Annotated in this window: 24 protein-coding genes; 21 read left to right on the top strand and 3 right to left on the bottom strand. The window is 65.8% G+C overall.

Features of this window, described 5'->3' with window-relative positions:
• Positions 1-584 precede the first annotated feature (584 nt).
• The 14 genes from SR882_RS09135 to thrC all read left to right on the top strand — a co-directional run bounded on the left by SR882_RS09135 (position 585) and on the right by thrC (position 13,446).
• Entirely contained in the window at positions 585-1,046 is a 462-nt protein-coding gene (locus SR882_RS09135; protein ID WP_322520940.1) for a YaiI/YqxD family protein, read from the top strand.
• Positions 1,047-1,048: 2 nt separating this feature from the next.
• Positions 1,049-1,756 carry a DNA polymerase III subunit epsilon gene (gene dnaQ, locus SR882_RS09130; RefSeq protein ID WP_407653371.1) on the top strand — a complete coding sequence of 236 codons (708 nt, stop codon included), beginning with the start codon at positions 1,049-1,051 and terminating at the stop codon, positions 1,754-1,756.
• Between the two features lie 190 nt (positions 1,757-1,946).
• The gene (rsxA, locus tag SR882_RS09125; protein ID WP_322520938.1) at positions 1,947-2,528 is read left to right on the top strand and encodes an electron transport complex subunit RsxA; all 582 of its coding nucleotides are present in this window, start codon (positions 1,947-1,949) and stop codon (positions 2,526-2,528) included.
• Entirely contained in the window at positions 2,528-3,130 is a 603-nt protein-coding gene (gene rsxB / locus SR882_RS09120) for an electron transport complex subunit RsxB (RefSeq protein ID WP_322520937.1), read from the top strand. The genes rsxA and rsxB overlap by 1 nt, the downstream gene beginning before the upstream one ends.
• Positions 3,123-4,889, top strand: a complete 1,767-nt coding sequence (rsxC, locus tag SR882_RS09115; RefSeq protein WP_322520936.1) for an electron transport complex subunit RsxC — start codon at positions 3,123-3,125, stop codon at positions 4,887-4,889. The genes rsxB and rsxC overlap by 8 nt, the downstream gene beginning before the upstream one ends.
• Complete coding sequence (locus SR882_RS09110; protein ID WP_322520935.1) at positions 4,886-5,935, top strand: RnfABCDGE type electron transport complex subunit D; 1,050 nt, start codon at positions 4,886-4,888, stop codon at positions 5,933-5,935. The genes rsxC and SR882_RS09110 overlap by 4 nt, the downstream gene beginning before the upstream one ends.
• Before the next feature lies 1 nt (position 5,936).
• Positions 5,937-6,674, top strand: coding sequence for an RnfABCDGE type electron transport complex subunit G (locus tag SR882_RS09105; RefSeq protein ID WP_322520934.1), 738 nt, complete (start codon positions 5,937-5,939; stop codon positions 6,672-6,674).
• A complete protein-coding gene (locus SR882_RS09100) occupies positions 6,667-7,377 on the top strand; it encodes an electron transport complex subunit E (RefSeq protein ID WP_322520933.1) in 711 nt (236 codons plus the stop codon). Before SR882_RS09105 ends, SR882_RS09100 begins: the two co-directional genes overlap by 8 nt.
• Before the next feature lie 114 nt (positions 7,378-7,491).
• Positions 7,492-8,226 carry a dienelactone hydrolase family protein gene (locus SR882_RS09095; protein ID WP_322520932.1) on the top strand — a complete coding sequence of 245 codons (735 nt, stop codon included), beginning with the start codon at positions 7,492-7,494 and terminating at the stop codon, positions 8,224-8,226.
• A 369-nt stretch (positions 8,227-8,595) separates the two neighbouring features.
• Positions 8,596-9,585, top strand: coding sequence for a PDC sensor domain-containing protein (locus tag SR882_RS09090; RefSeq protein ID WP_322520931.1), 990 nt, complete (start codon positions 8,596-8,598; stop codon positions 9,583-9,585).
• A gap of 24 nt (positions 9,586-9,609) precedes the next feature.
• Positions 9,610-10,671 (top strand): beta-N-acetylhexosaminidase, encoded by a 1,062-nt coding sequence (gene nagZ / locus SR882_RS09085; RefSeq protein ID WP_322520930.1) that lies wholly within the window; start codon positions 9,610-9,612, stop codon positions 10,669-10,671.
• Positions 10,672-10,693: 22 nt separating this feature from the next.
• The gene (locus tag SR882_RS09080) at positions 10,694-11,269 is read left to right on the top strand and encodes a hypoxanthine-guanine phosphoribosyltransferase (RefSeq protein ID WP_322520929.1); all 576 of its coding nucleotides are present in this window, start codon (positions 10,694-10,696) and stop codon (positions 11,267-11,269) included.
• 35 nt (positions 11,270-11,304) lie between these two features.
• Positions 11,305-12,075 (top strand): S-methyl-5'-thioinosine phosphorylase, encoded by a 771-nt coding sequence (locus SR882_RS09075; protein ID WP_322520928.1) that lies wholly within the window; start codon positions 11,305-11,307, stop codon positions 12,073-12,075.
• A gap of 204 nt (positions 12,076-12,279) precedes the next feature.
• Entirely contained in the window at positions 12,280-13,446 is a 1,167-nt protein-coding gene (gene thrC / locus SR882_RS09070; protein WP_322520927.1) for a threonine synthase, read from the top strand.
• 311 nt (positions 13,447-13,757) lie between these two features.
• On the opposite strand, the gene SR882_RS09065 is transcribed toward thrC, so the two are convergent.
• The gene (locus SR882_RS09065; RefSeq protein WP_322520926.1) at positions 13,758-14,423 is read right to left on the bottom strand and encodes a c-type cytochrome; all 666 of its coding nucleotides are present in this window, start codon (positions 14,421-14,423) and stop codon (positions 13,758-13,760) included.
• On the bottom strand, positions 14,401-15,771 hold the full coding sequence (soxC, locus tag SR882_RS09060; RefSeq protein ID WP_322520925.1) for a sulfite dehydrogenase: 1,371 nt from the start codon (positions 15,769-15,771) through the stop codon (positions 14,401-14,403). Before soxC ends, SR882_RS09065 begins: the two co-directional genes overlap by 23 nt.
• A gap of 405 nt (positions 15,772-16,176) precedes the next feature.
• On the opposite strand from soxC, the gene moaE reads away from it, so the two are divergent.
• The 6 genes from moaE to SR882_RS09030 all read left to right on the top strand — a co-directional run bounded on the left by moaE (position 16,177) and on the right by SR882_RS09030 (position 22,079).
• Positions 16,177-16,659: a molybdopterin synthase catalytic subunit MoaE gene (moaE, locus tag SR882_RS09055; RefSeq protein ID WP_322520924.1), complete on the top strand. Its 483-nt coding sequence runs from the start codon at positions 16,177-16,179 to the stop codon at positions 16,657-16,659.
• 12 nt (positions 16,660-16,671) lie between these two features.
• Entirely contained in the window at positions 16,672-17,865 is a 1,194-nt protein-coding gene (locus SR882_RS09050) for a molybdopterin molybdotransferase MoeA (RefSeq protein WP_322520923.1), read from the top strand.
• Entirely contained in the window at positions 17,862-18,350 is a 489-nt protein-coding gene (gene moaC / locus SR882_RS09045; protein ID WP_322520922.1) for a cyclic pyranopterin monophosphate synthase MoaC, read from the top strand. Before SR882_RS09050 ends, moaC begins: the two co-directional genes overlap by 4 nt.
• A 253-nt stretch (positions 18,351-18,603) precedes the next feature.
• Positions 18,604-19,617, top strand: a complete 1,014-nt coding sequence (moaA, locus tag SR882_RS09040; protein WP_407653314.1) for a GTP 3',8-cyclase MoaA — start codon at positions 18,604-18,606, stop codon at positions 19,615-19,617.
• 197 nt (positions 19,618-19,814) lie between these two features.
• Positions 19,815-21,257 (top strand): NfeD family protein, encoded by a 1,443-nt coding sequence (locus SR882_RS09035; protein WP_322520920.1) that lies wholly within the window; start codon positions 19,815-19,817, stop codon positions 21,255-21,257.
• A gap of 36 nt (positions 21,258-21,293) precedes the next feature.
• Complete coding sequence (locus SR882_RS09030) at positions 21,294-22,079, top strand: slipin family protein (RefSeq protein ID WP_322520919.1); 786 nt, start codon at positions 21,294-21,296, stop codon at positions 22,077-22,079.
• An 84-nt stretch (positions 22,080-22,163) separates the two neighbouring features.
• On the opposite strand, the gene SR882_RS09025 is transcribed toward SR882_RS09030, so the two are convergent.
• Positions 22,164-23,495 (bottom strand): Npt1/Npt2 family nucleotide transporter, encoded by a 1,332-nt coding sequence (locus tag SR882_RS09025; protein WP_322520918.1) that lies wholly within the window; start codon positions 23,493-23,495, stop codon positions 22,164-22,166.
• Between the two features lie 105 nt (positions 23,496-23,600).
• Between SR882_RS09025 and SR882_RS09020 the strand changes: the two genes are divergently transcribed.
• Positions 23,601-24,512 carry a serine hydrolase gene (locus SR882_RS09020; RefSeq protein WP_322520917.1) on the top strand — a complete coding sequence of 304 codons (912 nt, stop codon included), beginning with the start codon at positions 23,601-23,603 and terminating at the stop codon, positions 24,510-24,512.

Raw genomic sequence — 24,512 nt, 5'->3', positions numbered from 1 at the left:
CGCGGACGAGGGATTGCGGACGGGTCGGTTCGACGCGACGTCCTGTCGCGGCGAACCTCTGGCCGGCGTCCATGCCGGCCAGACCCTGCAACCCCTCGCCCGCGAGGCAAGGCACAAGGGGCTCGACCCTTCGATAACGCGAGCAGTGTGAAGTCCGGGTCTCCCAGTTGTCTTGGGCATGTTTGCGATACCACCAGATGGATGGGCATCAAATCCCCTTGCGCCCTGCCTTGCGGCTGGTGGATGGCTCGGGGTCGGAGCGACAGGGAAGTCGCTCCGAGGCTCGCCGTGACAGGACGTCACGTCGAGCCGACCCCGAAGGCAGCCGCCGGTCGCAAGGCTTCGAGCCCGGACCTTGTCCGGGCTCGAAGGCCCGTAGGGCCAGGGCGCCGGGGTGCCCTTCTTTTCGCTCCTTTTCTTGGGCAAGCAAGAAAAGGGGCTCGCGCGCCACGCACGGTGGCTAATCCGTGCCTCTCCACGAGCTTGGCGTGCGAAAACCTCCACCCCGTCCGGATCGGCGCCCCGTTCCGTGCCATGCACTCGGCATGCGAAACTCTCCACCTCATCCCACCACGGAAAACGACATGACCATCTGGGTCGACGCCGACGCCTGCCCCGTCCCCATCAAGCAGATGCTCTTCCGCGCCGCCGACCGCGTCGGCGTGGACGTGGTGCTGGTGGCCAATCACCCACTGGCGGTGCCGCGCTCCAAGCGGGTGAGTTTCATGCAGGTGGCGCCGGGCTTCGATGTCGCCGACAATGCCATCGTCGAGGCCGCCGAGGCGGGGGATCTGGTGATCTCCGCGGACATCGAGCTGGCCGCCGACGCGCTCGCCAAGGGCGTGGCCGTCATCGGTCCGCGCGGCGAGGCGTTTTCCAACGAATCCATTCGTGGCCGTCAGGTCCAGCGCGAGTTCATGCAGACGCTGCGCGAGTCGGGCGTGGCCACCGGCGGTCCGCCGCCGCTGGGGCCGAAAGACAAGCAGGCCTTCGCCAGCGCGCTGGAACGCTGGCTGAACCAGTACCAACGTGAGAACAAGCCATGACCCTGCGACAGATCATCCTGGATACCGAGACCACCGGCATGCCGGTCGAGGAAGGCCACCGGTTGATCGAGATTGGTGCGGTCGAATTGGTCGAGCGTCGTCTGACGCATCGCAACTATCACCAGTACCTCAATCCCCAGCGTGCGGTCGACGCTGGCGCCTTCGCCGTGCACGGCCTGTCGAACGACTTTCTGGAGAACAAGCCGCATTTCGCCGAGGTGGCCGCGGAATTCCTCGATTACGTCCGCGGCGCCGAGTTGATCATCCACAACGCGGCGTTCGACGTCGGCTTTCTCGATGCCGAGCTCAAGCGCGCCGGCTTCCCGCCGCTGGCCGAGCACGTGGATCTCGTCACCGATTCGCTGGCCATCGCCCGGCACAAGCACCCGGGGCAGCGCAACAGCCTCGATGCCCTGTGCCGCCGCTACCAGATCGACAACTCCGACCGGACCTTGCACGGCGCACTGCTGGACTCCGAGATCCTTGCCGACGTCTATCTGGCCCTGACCGGCGGACAGTGGGACCTGACGTTCGAAAGCCCGGCCGAGACGGCGACCGGGGGGCAGGCGGCGCTGGGCACGATCCGCAGCGATCGGCCGCGACTGCGCGTGATTGCCGCCGAGCCCGATGCCGCCGACGCGCACGCCGAGTGGGTCGAACGTCTCCGGAAGGCGGACGAGGCGTTCGAGTGGCCGGCAATCGGTTCCTGATTGCGGTCACCGCGTCGGCTGGCGGGCACGTCCCGGGTTGAAACCGGCGAATGGTATGATTGAACATACCGGTTCGTCGGTGCCGGCACATCCTTGCTACCATTCGCGCGCAGAGCGGTATCCGATTCGTGCAGAGTTTCCCTAGAGCCGGCCTCGCGGGCGCGGTTTCGCATCACTCCGGTAGGTGGCCTTGACGGAATACATCCTCATCCTGATCAGCACCATCCTGGTCAACAACTTCGTGCTGGTGAAGTTCCTCGGCCTGTGCCCGTTTCTCGGGGTATCGAACAAGGTCGAGACCGCCATCGGCATGTCGTTGGCGACCACCTTCGTGCTGACACTCTCGGCGATCGCGAGCTACGTCACGCATGCCTGGCTGCTCGAGCCGCTGGGGCTGGGCTATCTGCGCACGATCATGTTCATCGTGGTGATCGCGGTGGTGGTCAACTTCACCGAGATGATGGTGCGAAAGACCAGCCCGCTGCTGCACAACGTGCTGGGCATCTACCTGCCGCTGATTACCACCAACTGCGCCGTGCTGGGCGTGGCGCTGCTCAACGTCCAGCAGGCCAACAGCTTTGTCGAGTCGGCGCTGTACGGTTTCGGCGCCTCGGTGGGCTTCTCGATGGTGCTGATCCTGTTTTCCGCTCTGCGTGAGCGACTGGCCGCGGCCGACGTGCCGGCGGCCTTCGACGGCGTGCCGATCGCCCTGGTCACTGCCGGGCTGATGGCACTCGGTTTCATGGGCTTTGCCGGGATGGTGACCGTCTGATGTGGCTCGCGATTCTTCTTGCCGTCGGGCTGGCGATCTTCTTCGGTGTGCTGCTGGGGCTGGCCGCGCAGTTCTTCCGGGTCGAGGGCAACCCGCTCGCCGAGCGCATCGACGAGCTGTTGCCGCAGACCCAATGCGGCCAGTGCGGCTACCCCGGCTGCAAGCCGTATGCCGAGGCGATGGCCAAGGGCGATGCGGATATCAACCGCTGCCCGCCCGGTGGCGAGTCGACCATCCGCAATCTCGCCGACCTGCTTGAGGTCGACTTCAAGCCGCTGGACGACGAGCTCGAGGTCCAGGAGGTCAAGACGCTCGCGATCATCGACGAGGAGGTCTGCATCGGCTGCACCAAGTGCATCCAGGCGTGTCCGGTCGATGCGATTCTGGGCGCGGCCAAGCAGATGCACACCGTGATCGAGGACGAGTGCACCGGTTGCGAACTCTGCGTCGAGCCCTGCCCGGTGGACTGCATCGACATGGTGCCGATCGAGGAGGGTGTCGAGGCCTACCGTTTCCCGATGCCCGAATCCGCCCATCCGGTGCCCACGCGTGGGGCGGCTGCCCGGAGCGAGGGCCTGGGCGAGGGTCTGGCCAATGCCTGAGGCGCGCGCCACGATCTCGCCGGGGCTGCACGGCTTCCACGGCGGGCTGGATCTCGATTATCACAAGGCGCCGGCCTGTGATCGCCCGATCGGCGAGATGCCGCTGGTCGACGAGTACGTCCTGCCGTTGCACATGCATATCGGCGCGCCGGCCATCCCGGTGGTCGCGGTCGGTGACCACGTCCGTCGCGGCCAGTTGCTGGCCCGCCCGGACGATTTCATCTCCGCGGCCATCCACGCGCCCACCTCGGGCGTGATCCAGGCGATCGAGCCGCGCGGCCTGCCGCACCCGGGCGGCCTGTCCGCGCAGAGCATCGTGCTGGCCGCCGACGGCGAGGACCGCGAGGCCGAGCCGCTCGAGCCCTGGCCCGATTACCAAAACAGGAGCCCCGTCGAGATCCGGGCACGGCTGCGCGAGGCCGGCATCGTCGGCCTGGGTGGCGCGGTGTTCCCTACCGCGGTTAAGCTCGCCACCGCCAACCCCGGCGGGGTCGAGACGCTGGTGCTCAACGGCGCGGAATGCGAACCCTTCATTTCCTGTGACGACCGACTGATGCAGGAGGCGCCCGAGCCCATCCTGCGAGGCGCGCAGATGATGCTGCATGCCGTCGGTGCCTCGCGGTGCCTGATCGGGATCGAGGACAACAAGCCGCGGGCGATCGAGGCCCTGCAGGCGGTGATCGACCGGCTCGCGGCCGACGAGGACGAACGACGCTTCGAGATCAAGGTGGTGCCGAGCATCTACCCGGCCGGTGGCGAGAAGCAGCTGATCCGTACGCTCACCGGCATCGAGGTGCCGCGCAATCGGCACGTCACCGATTACCGGTTGCTGTGCCTGAACGTCGGCACCGTGGCCAACAGTTGGCATGCGGTGGTCGAGGGCCGCGCACTGACCGAGCGGGTCGTCACCGTCACCGGCGGCGGGGTGGCCGAGCCGCGCAATCTGCGGGTACGTGTCGGTACACCGATGGCGAAGGTGATCGAGGCGGCCGGCGGTTATACCCAGGGCGTCGACCGATTGCTGATGGGCGGGCCGATGATGGGCTTTGCCCTGCATGAGGATGCCGTGCCGGTGGTCAAGGCGACCAACTGCCTGCTCGCCATGCGGCCGGTCGATCGCGATCCGACCCCACCGCCGCAGCCCTGCATCCGCTGTTCGCGCTGCTCGGAGGCCTGCCCGGCCGACCTGCTGCCGCAGCAGCTCTACTGGTACGCGCGCGCCCAGCAGTTCGAGCGCAGCCACGACTATCACCTGTTCGACTGCATCGAGTGCGGGGTCTGCTCGGCGGTCTGCCCGTCGCACATTCCGCTGGTGCAGTATTTCCGCCACGCCAAGACCGAGATCTGGTCGGCCGAGCGCGAGAAGGCCAAGGCCGAGCACGCCCGGCGACGGTTCGAGTTCCACAACGAGCGTATCGAGCGCCAAAAGGCCGAACGGGAGGCGGCGCTGGCGAAAAAGCGTGCTGCCATCAAGGCCGCCCAGGAAAAGGCGGCAAAAAAGGACGCCCAGGAGGCCGACGCCCCCGCCAACGCCAACGGGGAGGGCCGCAAGAGCGCGACGACGTCGGCCGACGATGGCAAATCCGCCGCCTCGATGAGTATCGAGGCCGCCCGCGCCCGGGCCAAGGAGCGCAAGGCGCGCGTGCAGCAGGGGCCGCGTGGCCAGGGTGAGCCGGGTGAGCCGGGTGAGCCGGGTGAGCCGGATGGTGCCGCACCCCCGTCGGATGAATCCACCGAACGGCCGGGAGGGTCGTCATGAAGTTTCCGGTCCAGACCTCGCCACACGTCGAGGCCCGCTCCAACGTGGCCGACGTGATGACGGTGGTGCTGTGGGCGCTGGTGCCCGGCACTGTCGTGGCGACTTGGCTGTTGGGCTGGGGCGTGTTGTTCAACGTGGCGCTGGCCGTCGGCGCGGCCTGGCTGACCGAGGCCCTGATGCTGTGGCTGCGGGCGCGGCCGTTCCAGCCGGCGCTGAGTGATCGATCGGTCTTGATTACCGGCTGGATACTCGCGCTGTGCCTGCCCAACCTGGCCCCCTGGTGGTTGCCGGTGGTGGGCGCGGTCTTCGCGGTGGTCGTCGCCAAGCAGCTTTACGGCGGCATCGGCTACAACCTGTTCAATCCGGCGATGGTCGGCTACGTGGTACTGCTGGTCTCCTTCCCCGAGGCGATGACCCGCTGGGGCGCACCGATCGAGGGCGGGGCGGCGAGCCTGACGCTGGCCGAAGCCGCGCAATGGACCTTCTTCGGCGTGCTGCCGGGCGCCACCGGCTTCGACGCCCTGAGCCAGGCCACTCCCCTGGACCAATGGCGGATGGTGGTGACCCAGGGCGGTGAGGTCACCGGGGCGGGCCTCTCGATCTGGCAGGGCGGGGCGTGGTCGGTCTGGCTCAACCTGGCCTTTCTCGCGGGCGGCGCCTGGATGTTCTATCGCGGCGCGATTCGATGGCATATCCCGGTCGCGATGGTGGCCGGGGTGCTGCTGACGGCCGCGTTGCTGTGGGGGATCGATCCGGAGCGTTTTGCCGACCCCCTGTTCCACCTGGTCACCGGTGGGGTGATTTTCGGGGCGCTGTTTGTCGCCACGGACCCGGTCACCGCCTCCACCACCCCGCGGGGGCGATTGGTGTTCGGCTTCGGTATCGGCGTGCTGGCGGTGCTGATTCGCAGTTTCGGCAACTACCCGGATGGGGTGGCCTTTGCCATCCTGCTGATGAACCTGGCCGTCCCCTTGATCGATTACTACACCCAGCCGCCGGTCTTCGGTCGCAAGGATCGCGTCGGTACCGATACGGAGGGCCGCTGACGTGATCAACCTGGAACTGCGTCGCGTGGTGATCACCGCGGTGGTGTTGGCCATGTTCTTCGGTCTGGGCGTGGGGTTTGTCGCCTATACCCAGCAGAAGACCGCCGACCAGATAGAGATGAATCGCCAGGCCGTGCTGCTCGGCCAGATCATGGCGGTGCTGCAGGGCCAGACGCACGACAACAATCCGGCCGAGGAGGCCTTTCTGCTGCCCGATCCCGAGGCACTCGAGCTGGGTGAGCCGGTGATCCGGCCGGCCGCGGACGACGTGCTGCCGACGACGCTGTCGGTCGAGCAGCGCGAGCGGGCGATGCGTGCCGGCCAACTGGGGTTTCGTGCCCGCGAGGATGGCGAGGTGGTGGCGGTGGCCATCCCGGTGGTCACCCATCGCGGTTACAGTGGCGATATCCGCTTGCTGGTGGGCGTGACGATCGATGGTGAAATCGCCGGCGTGCGCGTGCTCGAGCAGCGGGAGACCCCGGGCCTCGGTGACAAGATCAAGGCGGACAAGACCGACTGGATACAGGGTTTCTCCGGGCGTCGGTTGGGTGATCCCCCGGCCGAGGACTGGGCGGTGAAGAAGGATGGCGGCATCTTCGACCAGTTCACCGGCGCGACGGTCTCGCCCCGCGCCGTGGTGGGGGCGGTCAAGGACGTGCTGGAGTACGTCGACCGCCACCACCCGTTGCTGTTCGACGAGCCGCCGACGACAACGGCAGAGGAAGACGAGCATGAATGACCCGCGTCTATCCGAACTGGCCCTCGACGGGCTGTGGAAGAACAACCCCGCGCTGGTACAGGTGCTCGGCCTGTGCCCCTTGCTCGCCATTTCCAACACCACGGTCAACGCGCTCGGGCTGGCGATCGCCACGCTGGTGACCCTGTTGGTCTCCAACGGCGTGGTGTCCCTGATCCGTGACTGGGTCCGCGCCGAGGTGCGCCTGCCGGTCTACGTGATGGTGATTGCCTCGGTGGTCACCATCATCGAACTGATCATGAACGCCCACTTCCACGAGCTCTACAACACGCTCGGCATCTTCATCCCGCTGATCGTGACCAACTGCATCATCATTGCCCGGGCCGAAGGCTTTGCCTCGCGCCACGGGTTCGGGGTGTCGCTGTTCGACGGCCTGATGATGGGCCTGGGGTTCGGTCTGGTGCTGGTGGTGCTGGGGGGCATGCGCGAGCTGATCGGTTTCGGCACCCTGCTCGATGGCGCGGATCAGCTGTTCGGGCCGATCGCGATCGACTGGGGCGTGCGGATTCTCCCCGAGCAGATGACCTTCCTGCTGGCCCTGATGCCGCCGGGGGCGTTCATCGGCCTGGCGTTGCTGGTGGCCTTCAAGCAGGCGATCGACCAACGCTCGTCGCGACGGGCCCGTGCCGCCCAGGCTGCCCAGGCCGCCCGCTCGCCGGAACCGGCCGCTGAGGCGGCCGGCTGATTCCGGCCAGGACGTTTGCCGATTCAGTCGACGTCACGCCCCCGGCCTGGGTGCGCGTGGCGGTACAGTCCGATCGGCCTGACATACCGGTTCACAGGGGACAAGGAGAGAGAGATGGCTGCAGAAATCAAGACCGAAGAACTCGAGTATCGTTCCGACGACCTGACCATGAAGGGCCTGGTCGCCTATGATGCCAATGCCGCCGGACCGCGACCGGCGGTGCTGGTGGTGCCGGAGTTCTGGGGCCGGACCGCCTACATGGAAAAGCGCGCACGCGACATGGCCGAGGCCGGTTATGTCGGTTTCGCCATCGACCTCTATGGCGATGGCCGCGTCACCGAGGACGCCGGCGAGGCCACCGAGCTGATGAATCAGGCCCTGGCAGATTTCGAGGCGTTGAAAACCCGTTATCGGCTCGCGATCGAGGCGATCAAGCGCCATGATGCCGTCGATGCCGAGCGGCTTGCGGCGATCGGGTACTGCTTCGGCGGCTCGGTGGGCTTGAGCATGGCCCGCCAGGGCGTGCATCACGACGCGCTGGCGACCTTCCATGCCGGCATCAGCGGCCTGGCACCGATTGCCGGGACCATCGACACGCCCACCTGGATCTTCACCGGTGAGGATGACCCGATGGCCGACCCGCAGGTGGTCGAGCGCGTCGCCGACGAGATGCGCGAGGCCGGCGCCCAGGTGCAGGTCACCCGCTATCCCGGGGTCAGTCATGCCTTCACCAATCCGGGTGCCGACGAGAAGGCCGCGAAGTTCGGCCTGCCGCTTTCCTACGACGAGAGCGCTGACCGCGATTCGATGGCGAAGACGCTCGATTTCTTCGCGGACAAACTGGGCTGAGCCCCGATCCAGGCTGGGGCGTTGTCGGTCGCGTTGCACCGCGAAGGGGCAGATGTTTGCCGCCGGGGCCGTTTGGGCGGGCCCTCGGTCTTGGCCGGTCGTCGCGGAGAAACCGCGTCATGGCGCGGATAGCCCCTTGCCATCCGCGCGTCACAAACCGCTGGCATGCTTCTCGCTGTTAGTGGTTTGCCAACACGACGCGTCGTCCTTCATCGGTTCCGGCGCGCCCCGTTTGGTGCTCTTTGACTCCTCCTTCCTGGGCGCCCCTCGTGGGCGCCTCTTTTTGCCCGCTACATGGCCGGTCCGCTCGGGTTAAACTGCCCGCCTGGGCCGTCGCCCAACCCATTTTCTTTGCCAGCCAAGGACATCATGCATTCGGCCAATTACATCAGCACCATCGATCGCTATCACGAGCAATCGCGCTCGATTCGTGAACTGATCGAATCGATCATCACCGGGATCGGCGAGCCGCGGCTGCTCACCGACCAGGCGGCCCTGCATTCGGTGACCGAGAAGCTGATCGATCTCTATCCCTTTGTCGATCTGGTCTACCTGCTGGACGAGGAGGGGGTTCAGGTCGCCGAGTACGGTGCTGACGAGACCGGCTATGTCAATCGGGCAATGGGGCGAGGCAAGGGCACCGATCGCAGTCAACGACCGTATTTCAAGTTCTTCCAGGAGGGGGAGTACGTCCACCTGACCGAGCCGTATCTGTCCTCCGCCTCGCGGGATCTGTGCATCTCGGCGACCCTGCAGATCGAACACCAGGGACGGGTGGGTTACCTGGTCATCGACGTCGACCTCGAGGCGATGATCAGCTTCCTGCTTGGTGACACCCTGCGTCGCCGTATCGAGCCATTCTTTCGCGCGCTCTACGGTTTGTTCGCCGCGGCGATGCTGATGGTGGCCGGCGTGCTTTTCTACAGCAGCATGAGCGAGTTGGTCCACGCCTTGATGGAACCCGGCTGGGCGGCTGAGCTGCGACTCAAGCCATTCGAGGTGATCGTCGTCCTGACATTGGCCATGGCCATCTTCGATCTGGCCAAGACGGTGTTCGAGGAAGAGGTGCTGATGGAGAAGGATGTCCATCGCCACAGCACCGTGAGACGAACCATGACGCGCTTTGTCGCGGCCATCCTGGTTGCCATCCTGATCGAAGGTCTGTTGACCATGTTCAAGGTGTCGATGGGCTACTCGGATCAGGGAACGGTGGCTACCCTGATGGTGTTCGCCGCAGCGGCCCTGCTGGTGGCGCTGGGCCTGTACGTGTACCTCGGCGCACTCGCCGAGGCGGCCTTGCTGGGCAACAATGGCCGCAGTCGACGCTGGCGCAACGTGCGCAATCGGCGTGACCACTGACCCATCCCACGGAAGGAAACCGGTATGACCGCACTCGGCCCCTTGATGATCGATCTGGCCGGCCCGGAAATCACCCCGGCCGACCGGCGTCGACTGCAGCACCCTTCCACGGGCGGGGTGATCCTGTTCGCCCGTCATTTCGAAGGATGGGAGCCGCTTGCCGAGCTGATCGCCGAGATCCGGGCCCTGCGACGGCCGCACCTGCTGATCGCCGTCGACCAGGAAGGCGGGCGCGTACAGCGTTTCAAGGGTGACGGCTTCGTGGCCTTGCCGGCGATGGGGCGTCTGGGCGATCTCTTCGACGAGGATCGTCAGGCCGGCCTGGAAGCGGCCCGCTCGCTGGGCTGGCTGATGGCGGTGCAGCTGCGCGAGGTCGGGGTGGACCTGAGCTTCGCCCCGGTCCTCGACCTCGACCGCGGCATCAGCGGCGTGATCGGTGACCGGGCCTTCGACGAACGCCCCGAGGCGGTGATCGCGCTGGCGATCGCCTGGACCGGCGGGATGCAGGATGCCGGCATGGCTGCCGTGGGCAAGCACTATCCCGGGCATGGTGCGGTCGCGGCCGACTCGCACATCGCCCACCCGGTCGATCCGCGCCCGCTCGCGACCATCGAGAAGACCGATCTGCGCCCGTTCCGGGCGATGGCGGATCGCCTGATCCCCGGCCTGATGGTCTCGCATGTGGTCTACCCGGAAGTGGACGCGCGGCCGGCCGGTTTCTCGCCGGTCTGGGTGCGCGAGATCCTGCGTCAACAGTGGGGCTACGAGGGGGCGGTATTCAGCGACGATCTCACCATGGCGGCCGCCTCGGCCGTTGGCGAGATCGAGGAGCGCGTCGAGCAATGCCTGGCGGCCGGGGTCGACATGGCGCTGATCTGCAACCACCCCGAACTGGTCGACCGGGTGCAGCAGTCGCTGGCGTTTGCAGCCAGTCCCCAGCGCGAGGCGCGGCTGGCCCGGATGTTCGGGCACGGCCCGGTGCCGAGCGAAGCCAAGCTGACGCACTCGCCGCGTTACGCCGCGGCCCTGCGATGGATCGAACGGCTGGGCGTGGACGAGCCGGACCTGTTTCCCGATCGGGCCTGAACCCCGTCCACCGGAGAGCGTCATGCAAGTGAGCGACAACCTTCGCCAGCAGTCCGATCAGCTTGATGCCTTGCTGGCGCGCTGCGAGTGCCTGGTCACCGCCGAGGCCATGCAGACGGCCTATGCGCGCCTGGCCGGGGAAATCAATCAGCGACTCGCCGGGCACCTGCCGGTGGTGCTTGCCGTGATGAATGGCGGATTGATCAGTGCCGGGCAACTCCTGCCTCGATTGGCGTTTCCGCTGGAGCTTTCCTACCTGCACGCCACACGCTACCGGGGAGCGACCACCGGCGGGGCGCTCAAGTGGCTCGCCCAACCGGACATCGAGCTGGCCGGGCGCGAGGTGCTGCTGGTCGACGATATCCTCGACGAGGGGACCACGCTGGCGGCGGTACGCGAATGGTGCATCGACGCGGGGGCGGCCCGCGTGTGGATCGCGGTGGCGACCGACAAGCAGCATGATCGCAAGGTGCCGGGGCTGACCGCGGACTTCTGCGGTGTGTCGGTGCCCGATCGCTACATCTTCGGCGAGGGCATGGATTACCATGGCTACTTTCGCAACCTGCCCGGCATTCATGTCCTTCCCGAGGGGGAGTGAGCCGGCGGGTGACTTGAATCGACGGGAGGACTGACGTGCATCTGGCAATCATCGGCGGGACGGGGCTGTCCCAGATCGAGGGGATCGACGAGGTGCGTCACCAGGTGGTTCCCACGCCATTCGGTGAGCCGTCCGGGCCGGTGACCATCGGCCGGATGCAGGGGTGCGACGTGGTGTTCCTGCCGCGGCATGGCTACAACCACCGCATCCCGCCGCACCAGGTCAATTACCGCGCGAATATCTGGGCGCTGCGCGAGCTCAAGGTGAGTCGCGTCCTGGCCGTGGCGGCCGTCGGCGGGATTCATCCCGATATGGGTCCGGGGTCGCTGGTGGTGCCCGACCAGCTGATTGATTACACCTGGGGGCGCCCGTCGACCTTCTATGAAGGTGACCTCGACTCGGTTACCCACGTCGACTTCACCTACCCCTACGATGCCTCCCTGCGCGAGGCGTTTCTTTCGGCCGGCCGGGCGCTGGACCTGCCCATCATCGATGGGGGCACCTATGGCGCCACCCAGGGGCCGCGCCTCGAGACGGCCGCCGAGATCCGGCGGCTGGAGCGTGACGGTTGCGACGTGGTCGGCATGACTGGCATGCCCGAGGCGGTGCTGGCACGCGAGGCCGGCATCGACTACGCCAGCCTGAATGTCGTCGCCAACTGGGCGGCCGGGGTGCATGACGGCGAGACGGTCTCGATGAAGGAAATCGAGAAGACGCTTGCCACCTCGATGCGCCACGCGCGCCGGATCCTCAAGCAGATCCTCAGCGGCGAGGATCAGATGCTCTGCCGAACCAAGGTGGGCTAGGGGCAGGTCTCCCACCAGGCCCGGGGCTGGCCTCGCCCCGGTGACGGGCGGCCCTCGCGTTGCCGGGGGTATCCATCGCCGGCGCGCCCCCTGACAGTTGCCGGCAGGCAGGGTAAAATGCCCGCAAATCATCTGCTCGCCGCCAGGCCGTGGCCCGGATAATCGGGTCCGGTCGGGCGGCGCGTCATTCCAAGTGAGATTCCCATGACGCATCAAAGCCGCTACACCGGTCTGCTGGATCGGTACCGTGACCGCCTGCCGCTGTCCGACGACACCCGTCTGATCAGCCTGGGCGAGGGTGCCACCCCGCTGATTCGGCTGCACAACCTGCCCAAGGTGTTGGGCCGTTCGGTGGACATCTACGTCAAGTACGAGGGGCTCAACCCCACCGGCTCGTTCAAGGACCGTGGCATGACCATGGCGGTGACCAAGGCGGTGGAAGAGGGCTCCAAGGCCATCATCTGCGCCTCGACCGGCAACACCTCGGCAGCGGCCGCGGCCTACGCGGCGCGCGCCGGGATCACCGCCTTCGTCATCATCCCCGACGGCAAGATCGCGATGGGCAAGATGGCCCAGGCGATGATGTACGGGGCGACCATCCTGCAGATCCGCGGCAACTTCGACGACGGCATGCGCCTGGTCAAGGAAGTCGCCGAGGAGGCACCGGTCACCATCGTCAACTCCGTCAACCCGTACCGCCTGCAGGGCCAGAAGACCGCCGCCTTCGAGATCATCGAGGAGCTGGGGCGCGCGCCGGATTACCACTGCCTGCCGGTAGGCAATGCGGGCAACATCACCGCGCACTGGATCGGCTATTGCGAGTTTTCGGCCACCTCGGGAGACCACGTGACCGAATCCTGCGCCTACTGCAACGGCAAGTGCCCGTTCGCCGGCGGCGGCTCGGGCGGTAATCGACCCAAGATGGTCGGTTACCAGGCGACCGGCTCGGCACCGTTCATGCGCGGCGAGATGGTCGACGATCCGGACACGGTCGCCACGGCCATCCGCATCGGCCACCCGCAGAGCTGGGACCGTGCCTGGAAGGTGATGGAGGAATCCGGTGGCTGGTTCGCCGAGGTCACGGACGCCGAGATCCTCGCCGCCCAGCGCATGCTGACCCAGCACGAGGGTATCTTCTGCGAGCCGGCCTCGGCCGCCTCGCTGGCCGGCCTGATCAACGATCTCGAGGCCGGCAAGATCCAGGACGGTTCGAGTATCGTCCTGACGCTGACCGGCAACGGCCTCAAGGATCCGGACACGGCCATCGGCCAGTGCACCGGCGAGATGCCGGGCGTCGAGAAGGCCACGATGGTGACCATCGATGCCGATCTCGACTCGGTGCGCAACGCGATCCTGGGTTTCATGAAGTAAGCCCGGTTCGACAACCGGCGCTGAACAAAAGACCCCGCCTCGGCGGGGTCTTTTGCGTTTCGGGGTGGGGCGCCCCGGAAGGAGACAAGGGAGGCAGCAAGGAGGGCGACAAGGAGGGCGACAAGGCAGGCAGCCAGAGCGTCGTCATGTGCGCTCGTGTGGCCGCGGGCTCCTCAACCTTCTCGTCCAAGGGCGCTGGCTGCTGGCCTCAGTCGTCGTGTGCCACCGGCTGCAGATCATCCTGGTTTGGACAGGCACAAAAAAGCCCCGCCGAAGCGGGGCTTGATAACGCTAGGTTTGGTGCCTGTTGCTTACTGGCTTACACCGGTAACCACGGCGCCAACGACCTTCGGCTCGGCGTCATAGCAGTCGCTCATGCAACGCTCGTTCTTGACGTCCGGGCGGGTGTCGGTCACGTAGTAATCACGCGCCGGCATGTCCACATCGGCCAGCGTCTCGTCGCTGCAGACGAAGTCCGAGTCGACGATCATGCCCAGGTTCAGCACGTAGCAGGTGACGGCGTAGGACTCGTCAACACCCATGGTGCCTGGTGCGTAAAACGGCATGTGGCGCTTGATCATGTCGAACAGCGTCGGGGCGTGGCCCCAGGCGTTGTTGACCGCACGGTTGCCCACGCCATCAAGGCCCTGCTTGAGGGACTTGATGAATGCCGGCATCGGATCGCTGGCCATCTTCGGGTAGCCCTCGGCCCCTTCACCGAACGCGCCGTGGCACATGGCGCACTGCGCGTCGTACGGATCTTGACCCGCTTGAACGCTACCGGAACCTTCCGGCAGGTTGGTGCCGTCGTAGAACACACTGATGTCCCACGGCTCGATGGCCTTGTCGGTGATGTTCTTACCAATGCCGTTGAAGCCACTGGCGTGCTCGGCTGCGATGCCGGCGGTGCTCAGGCCAAGGGCCATGGCACCGGCCGCGAGACCCAGCCCGAACTTAGAAGTTTTCAATTTGGACATTCTTCACCTCGCCGGTCTTCTCGATTTTCCAGGCCTGAATGGAGTTCTTGTGGTAGATGCTGTTAAAGCCACGCACCTTCCGCATCTGCATCAGAGTCGGCTGAACGTAGCCGGTCTCGTCGGTAACGCGGCTCATGATCAGGTGCTCGCCACCCTTCCACTCGAACGGGAGCTTGAACTTGGTCACGCACTTGCTCAGTACGGGCTCGACCAGCTCGGCCTCTTGCCAGTTCTTGCCGCCATCAATGGAGACGTCGACGTGAGCGACCTTGCCGCGACCGGACCAAGCGATGCCACGGATCTCGTAAGCACCCTTGCCCTTCATCTGGTAGTCCGGGCACGGGTAGTTGATGACCGAGTTGGCTTCGTTGACCAGCGAGAACTGACGGATGGTGCCATCCGGCAGCGGCTCGATGTAGTGACGAGTTTCCTGATAGGTGACCAGCGGCTTGTCGACGAACTTGATGCGGCGCAGCCACTTGATCGACATGTTCGCTTCGCAGCCCGGGAGCAGGAAGCGGATCGGGTAGCCGTTTTCCGGACGCAGCGCTTCGCCGTTCTGGGCGTAGGCAATCATTGCGTCCTTGTACATCTCGCAGCTGTCGGCCGGGATCGGCTCGCCGAACTGGTCCTTGGCGCCTTCCATCGGGATGGAGCGCTGCAGGGCCGAGCCGTCGGCACCTTCGGCGTACAGCCAGGTCGACTTCGGATCGACGCCGACGTATTCCATCAGGTCGGTCAGCTTGACGCCGGTCCACTCGGAGCAGCTCATCATGCCGTGGGTGAACTGCATGGAATCCATCTGGACGCCGCGCCACTCCATTGCACCGTTGGCCGGGCACTCGAGGAAGTGGATCGCGGTGTGCGACGGCATGCGCTTCAGATCGTCCATGGAGAAGATCATCGGCTTGTCGACCATGCCGTGGATGACCAGCTGGTGGGTCTCCGGATCGATGTCGACGGCGCCAGCGTGGTGACGCTCGAAGTGCAGACCGTTCGGCGTGATGATGCCGTTGAGGTCCTGCCACGGGGTGAAGCTGATCGACGCGACGGTGTCGGCGGTCAGCCAGCTGACGTTGCGGCGCACCACGTCCTTCTCGAACTTGGACGGCATGCCGTAAGGAACGGACACGACGCCACGACCGAGAATATTCCGGGTCGGGTTGATCTCCAGCGGCTCGGTGACGGTCTCCAGGTCGACGTCGCCGTAGGCATTGCCGGCGGCTGCAGCGGCAGCACCGGTTGCCGCGAGCGCGACGCTCTTGCGGAGGAATTTGCGACGGTCGCTGGAAGCCACGCCCTCGCGGGCATCGCTCTGCGGCGTCTGATCAAGTGTGGTTTCTGACATTGCTCACTCCTGCATCGTAGGCAATTGGTCGGATCAACGTAGGTTCGATCCATTCCGTGCCCCCCGGTTCTCCGACAACCGAAAGACGCGTGTTTTTGAGGACAGGCCGGCGGCTCGCCGATGTCGACAATGACCCGCTATTGTTCATGGCTCTTCGAGCCGGGTCAATCCGAACCGGGTTCTCTGGTCGATGGCCCGATCAAAAAATTGAACCGGCAGCAATCTACATCAGCGGGTTCTAATTAACAACTGGATGCGGGTTCGAACATTTAATGGGGTATCAGCCCCATCGGTTCGCCTGGACCCGAGTGTTAGAAGGAACGCGCCCGCGCGCGCTTCGGCTGTGTCAGCCTTGGCGCGAGGCACCTGGGTCGTTATAGTTTGTTGGAAATATCCAGCAGGGCAGTGACCTTCACCGTGTACCGTTCCATCCGTGTCCAAAAGGCCGATTTCGACATCGGCAATGTCCTCGGCGAATTGCGCTCGCAATGCGCCCATGTCGGGGCGGTCGTCAGTTTTCTCGGCACCGTGCGCGACATCAACGACGACCTGGAAGTCAGTGATCTCGTCCTCGAACATTATCCCGGCATGACCGAGCGGGCGCTCGAACGCGTGGCCGATGAGGCGATATCGCGTTGGCCCTTGGCCGGCGTGAGCATCGTTCACCGCGTCGGTCACCTCCGGCCCACTGATCAGATCGTGCTGGTCGCGGTCGCCAGCGCCCACCGCGGCGATGCCCTCGAGGCCTGCACCTTCGTGATGGACTATCTCAAGACCCACGCGCCGTTCTGGAAGAAGGAGGTCGATCCCGAGGGCAACACCCGCTGGGTGGATGCTCGCGAGAGCGATGAGGCGGCCCGTCGGCGCTGGTTTGCCGATTTCGATTGAGGAGAAGGTTGCGTGGAATCCGTCGAGGACGTCATCAAACGGTTGGCCGACTGGATCGAGCCACTGGCAGAGGTCGAACGGGTGCCCGTGCTCGAGTCGGTCGGTCGCGTACTGGCCGCGCCGTTGGCCGCGCCCCGCGACGTGCCGATTGCGCCGTTGAGTCTGTTCGACGGTTACACGGTGGCCGGCCCCCTGGTGGCGGGCGAGTCGTTGCCCGTGGTTGGCAAGCAGTTTGCCGGTGACCCGCCGGCAACGCTCGCCCCAGGCACCGCCATGCGTATCTTCACCGGCGCCCTGTTGCCCGAGGGGGCGGACACCGTGATTGCCCAGGAGTCGGTCGAACTCGATGCGCAGCGGGGGCATTGGCAAGAGGATCTGTCGATCGGTGCCGGGGTGCGCGCCGCCGGGGCGGATACGCGTGAAGGGCAGGTTCTGCTCGAAACCGGCACCCGCATCAGCGTGGCGCAGATGGGGCTGATCGCCAGTACTGGCGAGGCCACGGTCGCGGTGCGTCGGCGGGTGCGGGTCGCGCTGCTGACCACCGGTGACGAACTGCTGGCGCCCGGTGACCCATTTGCGCCAGGCAAGATCTATGACGCCAACGGGCCGATGCTCGAGGCGCTGCTGCGCGCCGCCGGCGTCGAGATCGTCCAGCGTGCCTGCCTGCCGGACGACCGCGAGGTGATCGATGCCCAGTTGCGCGAGGCGGCACGGGCCGACCTGATCGTTACCTCCGGCGGTGTGTCGGTCGGCGAGGCCGATCTGGTGCGCGCTGGCGTCGAGGCGCTGGGGCGGATCGATCACTGGCGCATCTTTCTCAAGCCGGGCAAGCCGCTGGCAATCGGCGAGGTGCTGGGCACACCGTTTCTCGGCCTGCCGGGCAATCCGGTCTCCACCTTCGTTACCTACCTGCGATTCGTGCGCCTGGCGATCGACCGGTTGGCCGGCGAGGCCGAGCCGGGTGCCTGGCCGACGCAGTGGCTGCCGCTGGCCGCCGCCCGCCAGGGGGGTGATCGTCCCGAGTACATCCGGGTGCGCCGTATCGCGGGCGAGGGCCGATTGATGCTCGAACCCTACCCGGACCAGAACTCGGGGCTGCTCAGTTCGCTTGCCTGGGCCGATGGTCTCGCACTGATCCCGCCGGACGCCCGACTCGCTGCGGGCGACCCGGTCGAATACACCGCCTTCAAGGAGATTGGCCTATGAGCCGCACCCTCACGCACCTCGACGAGAAGGGCGAGGCCCGCATGGTCGACGTTGGCGACAAGGCGCACACCCAGCGCGTTGCCGTGGCCGAGTCACGCATCGTGATGCAGCCGGAGACGCTGGAGTTGATTCTCTCCGGCGGTCACAAGAAGGGTGACGTGCTGGCCACGGCGCGTATTGCCGGGGTCATGGCCGCCAAGCGCACCGGCGATCTGATCCCGATGTGTCACCCGCTGATGCTGACCAAGGTGAAGGTCGAGCTCACCCCCGAGCCCGACCGTCACGCGGTCCACATCACCGCCGAATGCGCCGTCACCGGTCAGACCGGCGTGGAGATGGAGGCGCTCACCGCGGCCTCGGTGGCCGCGTTGACGTTGTACGACATGTGCAAGGCGGTCGATCGCGGCATGGTGATCGAGCAGACGCGCCTGCTGGAAAAACGCGGTGGCAAGAGTGGTCACTGGCAGGCGGGCGCCGTGTCCTGACGCCCGGCGCCGGGGTGGAGGCGGGTGTCGGCGCAGGCGTTCGGTTTTTCCCGCCATAACGCTTGCATTTTCGAGCGCGGCTGATACCGTTATGTCCAAGTGAACATGACGCACGTTTCACTTGCTCCTGCATCGCAGGTCCCGGTCGAGGCCGATTCCGACCCCTCGGTCTCGGCCGGGCCCCATTTCCCGCGCGGCGGGCTGCCACGCCGGCCGCGCACGTTGAAGACACCCATGCCACCCGGATGGAGGCATGGTCCAGGCAAGGGCTGACCAGAAAATGCAGCAGTTGACCGACCCGTTTGGCCGCTCCATCAACTACCTGCGGCTGTCCGTAACGGACCGCTGCGACCTGCGCTGTTTCTACTGCATGCCCGAGGGCTTCAAGGACTTCGAGGTGCCCGAGCACTGGCTGACGCCCGACGAAATCGAGCGGCTGGTGGGTGTGATGGCCGACATGGGCCTGTCCCATGTCCGCATTACCGGTGGCGAGCCCCTGGTGCGCAAGGGCATCGAGGACATCGTCGGCCGGGTCGCCTCGATGCCCGGCATTCAGGACGTCTCGCTGTCGACCAACGCCACCCGCATGAACAAGATGGCAGAAACCCTGCGCGCGGCGGGCGCCGATCGCATCAACGTCAGTCTCGATACCCTCGATCCCGAGCGGTTCAAGTCGATCACCAAGGGCAAGGTCGACAAGGTCGTCGACGGGCTGGCCGCGGCCAAGGCCGCCGGCTTCGACCCGATCAAGATCAACGCCGTGGTAATGAAGGGCCTCAACGAGCACGACATGGAGGGGTTGCTCGACTACTGCATCGACAACGGCTTCACCCTGCGGATGATCGAGACCATGCCGATGGGCGAGACCGGCCGGGATGCGATCGACCATTACGTCAGCCTCCAGGACGTCAAGAAGCGCCTAAAGGCCAAGTACGACCTGATCCCGGCGGTCAATTCGGTCACCGGCGCCGGCCCGGCGCGTTACCTGCAGGTGGCGGGTACCGACACCATGGTCGGGTTCATCACCCCCATGTCCGAGCATTTCTGCGAGACCTGCAACCGCGTGCGACTGTCCTGCGACGGCACCATGTACATGTGCCTGGGTCAGGAGGAGAGCTTTTCCTTCCGTCCGCTGCTCCGCAAGGGTATTCCCGACGACGAGCTCAAGGAGGCGCTGATCCAGGCAATCGCGCTCAAGCCCGAGCGTCACGAGTTCACGGAAAAGCCCGAGAAGGTGATCCGCTTCATGTCGATGACCGGCGGCTGAGCACGGCTCGCCGCGGCAGCATCCGGCCAGGCCGTCCCAGGCCGTCCCAGGCCGTCCCAGGGTCATTCCAGGGGGCGGCCTTTTTCGTGGGGCCCCACCCATGGCGTCACCCTGTCCTCGTGAGGTCAATGGCCTATGCTGTTACCGGGTTCTGATGGCAAATGCCGTCGGTCACCGAAAGGGAGGGTGAAACCCGCATGCAGGCTGCATTTCCAGAACGTCCGTCTCGCGCTTTCTGGCGCCGGTTGGCATGGCCGTTGTTGATCCTGGCCGGATTGATCTGGCTGGCCATCGCCGCGGCGCAGGACGATCGTCGGCAGGCCGTGCTGTTGACGGTGCAGGATGCGATTACCCCGGCGACCGCCGACTACGTGATCCGCGGGATCGAGTCGGCCGAGGGGCGCCGTGCCGAACTGGTCATCCTGCAGCTCGACACCCCCGGCGGTCTGGATTCCAGCATGCGCTCGATGATCCAGGCCATCCTGCAGGCCGACGTGCCGGTGGCGAGCTACGTCCACCCGGCCGGCGCGCGGGCGGCCAGTGCCGGCACCTATATCCTCTACGGCTCGCACATCGCGGCCATGACCCCCTCGACCAACCTCGGCTCGGCCACGCCGGTGCAGATGGGCGGGGGCGGATTGCCCGGCATGACGCCCCCGGAGGGGGCAGAGGATGGCGATGGCGAGAAGGCCACCGAGCCGTCTGACGATGGAGAGGATGCTGACGAGTCCCCGCGTCGCGGTGGCGATGCCATGGAGCGCAAGGTGCTCGAGGATGCGGTGGCCTATATCCGCGGCCTGGCCGAACGTTTCGATCGCAATGCCGACTGGGCCGAGTCCGCCGTGCGGGAGGGTTTCAACCTCGGCGCGCGCGAGGCACTCGAACGCAATGTCATCGATGTGGTGGCCGACGATGTCTCCGATTTGCTCATGCAGATCGACGGCCGCGAGGTGATGGTCAACGGCACGAGCCGGACGTTGTCGACGCAGGGCATCGAGGTGGTTCGCGAGGACCCGGACTGGCGCGCCAAGCTTCTGGCCGTGATCACCAATCCCAATATCGCGTATATCCTGCTCCTGATCGGGATCTACGGCATCATCTTTGAGCTGGCGAATCCCGGGGCGATCGTCCCCGGGACGATCGGCTCGATTGCCCTGATCCTGGCCTTCTTCGCCCTGCAGGTCATGCCGCTGAACTACGCCGGTCTGGCGCTGATCCTGCTCGGTATCATCTTCATGGTCGCCGAGGCGTTCGTGCCCAGTTTCGGCGCGCTCGGCATCGGTGGTCTGGCCGCCTTCACCGCAGGATCCATCATGCTCTGGGACGACCCCAATCTGAACGTGGCATTGCCCCTGATCATCGGCGTCGCGATCGCCATCGCGGGCTTCTCGATCTGGGTGCTGGGGCGCTTTCTCGACGTGCGCCGCAAGAAACCGGCGACCGGTTACGAAGAGATGATCGGCATGCAGGGCGTCGCCAAGGAAGATTTCGACACCAGCGGTCGAGTGTTCATTCACAGTGAGTTGTGGAATGCCCGGACCCGCACACCGGTCCGGGAGGGTCAGGCGGTAAGGGTGGTCGCCATCGACGGGCTCATGCTGAGTGTCGAGCCGATGGATAGAGACGAATCGCCACGATGAAAACGGAGGGCCTACAGGCCCGGGAGGAGAAGGACGATGCTCGGTAATTTCGGATTTCTGGTCGTGCCGCTGATCGTGCTGGTCGCGATCATCGCCATGTCCTTGCGCGTGCTGCGCGAGTACGAGCGCGGCGTGGTGTTCTTCCTGGGCCGGTTCCAGCGGGTCAAGGGCCCGGGCCTGATTATCGTCATTCCGGTGATCCAGCAGATGGTCAAGGTCGACCTGCGCATCATCACGCTGGACGTGCCCAGCCAGGATGTGATCTCGCAGGACAACGTCACCGTGCGGGTCAACGCGGTGCTCTACTTCCGTGTTGTCGATCCCGAGCGCGCCGTGATTCAGGTGGAAAATTACAACCAGGCCACCAGCCAGTTGGCCCAGACCACCTTGCGCTCGGTGCTCGGCAAGCACGATCTCGACGAGATGCTCTCCGAGCGCGACAAGCTCAACAATGACATCCAGGGCATCCTCGATCAGCAGACCGATGCCTGGGGCATCAAGGTGGCCAACGTCGAGATCAAGCATGTCGACCTGGACGAATCCATGATTCGCGCGATCGCTCGCCAGGCGGAGGCCGAGCGCGAACGGCGGGCCAAGGTCATCCACGCCGAGGGTGAGTTGCAGGCCGCCGAGAAACTGGTGCAGGCCGCCGACATGATGAAGGACAGCCCCGCCGCGCTGCAGTTGCGTTACCTGCAGACCATGGCCGACATGTCCACCAACGGCAAGACCAGCTCGGTGTTCTTCCCCTTGCCGATCGAGCTGACCAACGCCTTCCAGGAGTTCACCGGCCACTTCTCGCAGAAACGCCCCGAGGGCTGATCGCGGTCGATTCGCGGGGGCGGCTGGATTTCCCACTGGCCCGACGGCTTTCTGGTCGTCGGGCTTTTTACTGAGTGGTCAGCCTCAGCGGGTTTCCGCGATGGCTTCGGCCCGGTCAAGGATGCCGCGATACCGGCTCCCCAGTCGGGTGAGGGCGGCCATCCACAGCAGACAGATGGCGACGACCACCCAGGCGAGCTGTGCGGCCTCCAGTGGCCACGGAAGCCACTGGGTCAGCAACAGGATCAGCAGTGAACCGGCCACCTTGAACAGCCGGTAGCCGAACATGTCGATCCAGGCCTTGGCCCGGAACATCAGCAATGGCTCGATCGGCACGTACAGGAGCTCCTTGGAGGCGCGGTTGATCGAGTAAGACAGGCCGCGGTCGGCGATCTTGAGAAACGCCCCGGCCTGCAGGGTGGCTTGCGACAGGTACACGACGCTGCCGATCACCACCGCGATGGGTTGGGCGAACAGGCCACCGAGCACCCCGAGCCAGCGATGCACCAGCGGCGTGATCAGCAGGTTGATGCCGATCGCCACCGCGCTGAGTACGCCGAAGAACGCGCCCAGGTAGGCCGTGCGCGCGTCGCGATCGGTGACGGTCGCCTCGACCACCTTCATGAACTGGTATTCGATGATCGGTTCGGCGATCTGAGCCAGCAGCAGGATGCCCGCGATCAGCAACAGGTAGCGGTGCCGCAGGATCGCCCGCCAGTCGCCGGCAGACTGGCTGTGGTGGTTGGCCACGCCGGGTTTCTCGCGGTAAAGGCCGGTCCGGCCCATCAGCAGGGTCAGGCCGACGATCAGGCCGATGATGGCCGCCGCGATCGGCAGCAGGTCCATGGTTTCCAGGCCCGCCTCGCGTATCCACGCACTGGAGGCCATGCCACCGGCGACCCCGCCCACCAGTCCGCCGGTGGCGATGAACCCGTACCAGCGCTTGCCCTCGCGGGTGGAGAAGATCGTGTTGGTCAGGCTCCAGAATTGTTCGACCAGGATCACGCTGACCATGTCGACGAACACGTAAAAGGCGAACGCCGCGGCGAAACCGCTGCCGTCGAGGAACGGATAGAACCCCAGCAGGACCGTGATCACCACCGCGCAGGTGCCCAGGACCACGTGGATGCGGGAATAGCGCGCGATCAGGCGGTGATACAGGCCGATGGTCAGGGCCAGCGCCGTGGCCGTGGCAATCCAGACATAGGGCAGGGCATCGGCACCCAGTGCGCTGAGGAACAGCGAGCGGCTGGCCGGCTTGAGGTGGTAGACCGCCGCGATGATCAGGAAGAAGTTGGTGAACAGCAGGACACGCCGCAGCAGCCACGGATGACGGGCCCCGAAGCCGCCCGGTTCGGGATTGCCGGGCCCGGGACGGCTGGGTCCGGGGTGGTTCGAGTCGGTCTGCGGGGTCACCGTGCTTCCTTCAACGTGACTATCTCCATGACTTTACGGCATTAATGGGGTAGTGTTCAGGGCAATTTTGTTTTCCATCCGGATGCCCCGGATCAGGAGGTGGCCATGTGGCGACAGCTGGCGTTGGTTTTTCTATTCTGGTCGGTCGGACCGGGCCTCGGGCAGGCCGCCCTGCCGGCGGATGCCGTCGCGCTGCGTGAGGCCACCGATCCGGCCTTGCAGGCGCAGCTCGAAGAGCGCCTGGATGCCCTGCAACTGGGCCGATCGGTCGAGGCCGGCCAGTTGTCGGTGGCGCTGGTGGATGTCACCGATCCCGACCAGCCCCGGCTGGCCGAGGTCAATGGCGATGCCATGCTCTACGCGGCCAGCCTGCCCAAGATCGCGATCCTGCTCGCCGCCTTCCAGCGAATCGACGAGGGGGCACTGACCCTCGATGACGAGACACGCGATCTGATGACCCGCATGATCCGCAACTCGTCGAATAGCGCCGCTACCGCCATGATCGGCAAGGTGGGCCGCGACTACATCAACGAGTTGCTGCGTTCGCCCCGCTATCGCCTCTACGACGAATCACTCAACGGCGGGCTGTGGGTCGGCAAGGAATACGGCCGGGGTTCGGCCTATCAGCGCGACCCGTTGCATCATCTGTCTCACGGGGCGACGGCCTTCCAGGTAGCCCGGTTCTACTACCTGCTCGAGAAGGGCGAGCTGGTCTCGCCGCAATCCTCCCGCGAGATGAAGCGCATCCTCGGTGAGCCCGCCATCTCGCACAAGTTCGTCGGCGGGCTGCTCGGCGAGGTGCCTCAAGCGCAGATCTACCGCAAGTCGGGCACTTGGCGCGACTGGCACGCCGACAGCGCCATCGTCGAGCACGACGGGCGCACCTACATCGCCGTGGGCCTGGCGCAGAATCCCAGCGGCGGCGAATGGCTCAAGCGGCTGATCGTCGAGCTCGACGGGTTGATCATGGACGCGCCGATCCGCACGGCCAGGCTCGGAGCGGTCTCGGCGCGCTGA

Origin of the sequence: Guyparkeria halophila, from assembly GCF_034479635.1 — a bacterium.
Taxonomy (GTDB): domain Bacteria; phylum Pseudomonadota; class Gammaproteobacteria; order Halothiobacillales; family Halothiobacillaceae; genus Guyparkeria; species Guyparkeria halophila.
The sequence above is the reverse complement of the archived record's forward strand: the minus strand, read 5'-3'. Positions and strand labels throughout refer to the sequence as shown.

What these genes read in the sequence shown, in the direction of transcription:
- SR882_RS09135 (WP_322520940.1), top strand. Translation starts at nt 585, where the DNA reads ATGACCATCTGGGTCGACGCCGACGCCTGCCCCGTCCCCATCAAGCAG.
- rsxB (WP_322520937.1), top strand. Translation starts at nt 2,528, where the DNA reads ATGTGGCTCGCGATTCTTCTTGCCGTCGGGCTGGCGATCTTCTTCGGT.
- rsxC (WP_322520936.1), top strand. Translation starts at nt 3,123, where the DNA reads ATGCCTGAGGCGCGCGCCACGATCTCGCCGGGGCTGCACGGCTTCCAC.
- SR882_RS09110 (WP_322520935.1), top strand. Translation starts at nt 4,886, where the DNA reads ATGAAGTTTCCGGTCCAGACCTCGCCACACGTCGAGGCCCGCTCCAAC.
- SR882_RS09100 (WP_322520933.1), top strand. Translation starts at nt 6,667, where the DNA reads ATGAATGACCCGCGTCTATCCGAACTGGCCCTCGACGGGCTGTGGAAG.
- SR882_RS09095 (WP_322520932.1), top strand. Translation starts at nt 7,492, where the DNA reads ATGGCTGCAGAAATCAAGACCGAAGAACTCGAGTATCGTTCCGACGAC.
- SR882_RS09090 (WP_322520931.1), top strand. Translation starts at nt 8,596, where the DNA reads ATGCATTCGGCCAATTACATCAGCACCATCGATCGCTATCACGAGCAA.
- nagZ (WP_322520930.1), top strand. Translation starts at nt 9,610, where the DNA reads ATGACCGCACTCGGCCCCTTGATGATCGATCTGGCCGGCCCGGAAATC.
- SR882_RS09080 (WP_322520929.1), top strand. Translation starts at nt 10,694, where the DNA reads ATGCAAGTGAGCGACAACCTTCGCCAGCAGTCCGATCAGCTTGATGCC.
- thrC (WP_322520927.1), top strand. Translation starts at nt 12,280, where the DNA reads ATGACGCATCAAAGCCGCTACACCGGTCTGCTGGATCGGTACCGTGAC.
- SR882_RS09065 (WP_322520926.1), bottom strand. Translation starts at nt 14,423, where the DNA reads ATGTCCAAATTGAAAACTTCTAAGTTCGGGCTGGGTCTCGCGGCCGGT.
- soxC (WP_322520925.1), bottom strand. Translation starts at nt 15,771, where the DNA reads ATGTCAGAAACCACACTTGATCAGACGCCGCAGAGCGATGCCCGCGAG.
- moaC (WP_322520922.1), top strand. Translation starts at nt 17,862, where the DNA reads ATGAGCCGCACCCTCACGCACCTCGACGAGAAGGGCGAGGCCCGCATG.
- moaA (WP_407653314.1), top strand. Translation starts at nt 18,604, where the DNA reads ATGGTCCAGGCAAGGGCTGACCAGAAAATGCAGCAGTTGACCGACCCG.
- SR882_RS09035 (WP_322520920.1), top strand. Translation starts at nt 19,815, where the DNA reads ATGCAGGCTGCATTTCCAGAACGTCCGTCTCGCGCTTTCTGGCGCCGG.
- SR882_RS09030 (WP_322520919.1), top strand. Translation starts at nt 21,294, where the DNA reads ATGCTCGGTAATTTCGGATTTCTGGTCGTGCCGCTGATCGTGCTGGTC.
- SR882_RS09020 (WP_322520917.1), top strand. Translation starts at nt 23,601, where the DNA reads ATGTGGCGACAGCTGGCGTTGGTTTTTCTATTCTGGTCGGTCGGACCG.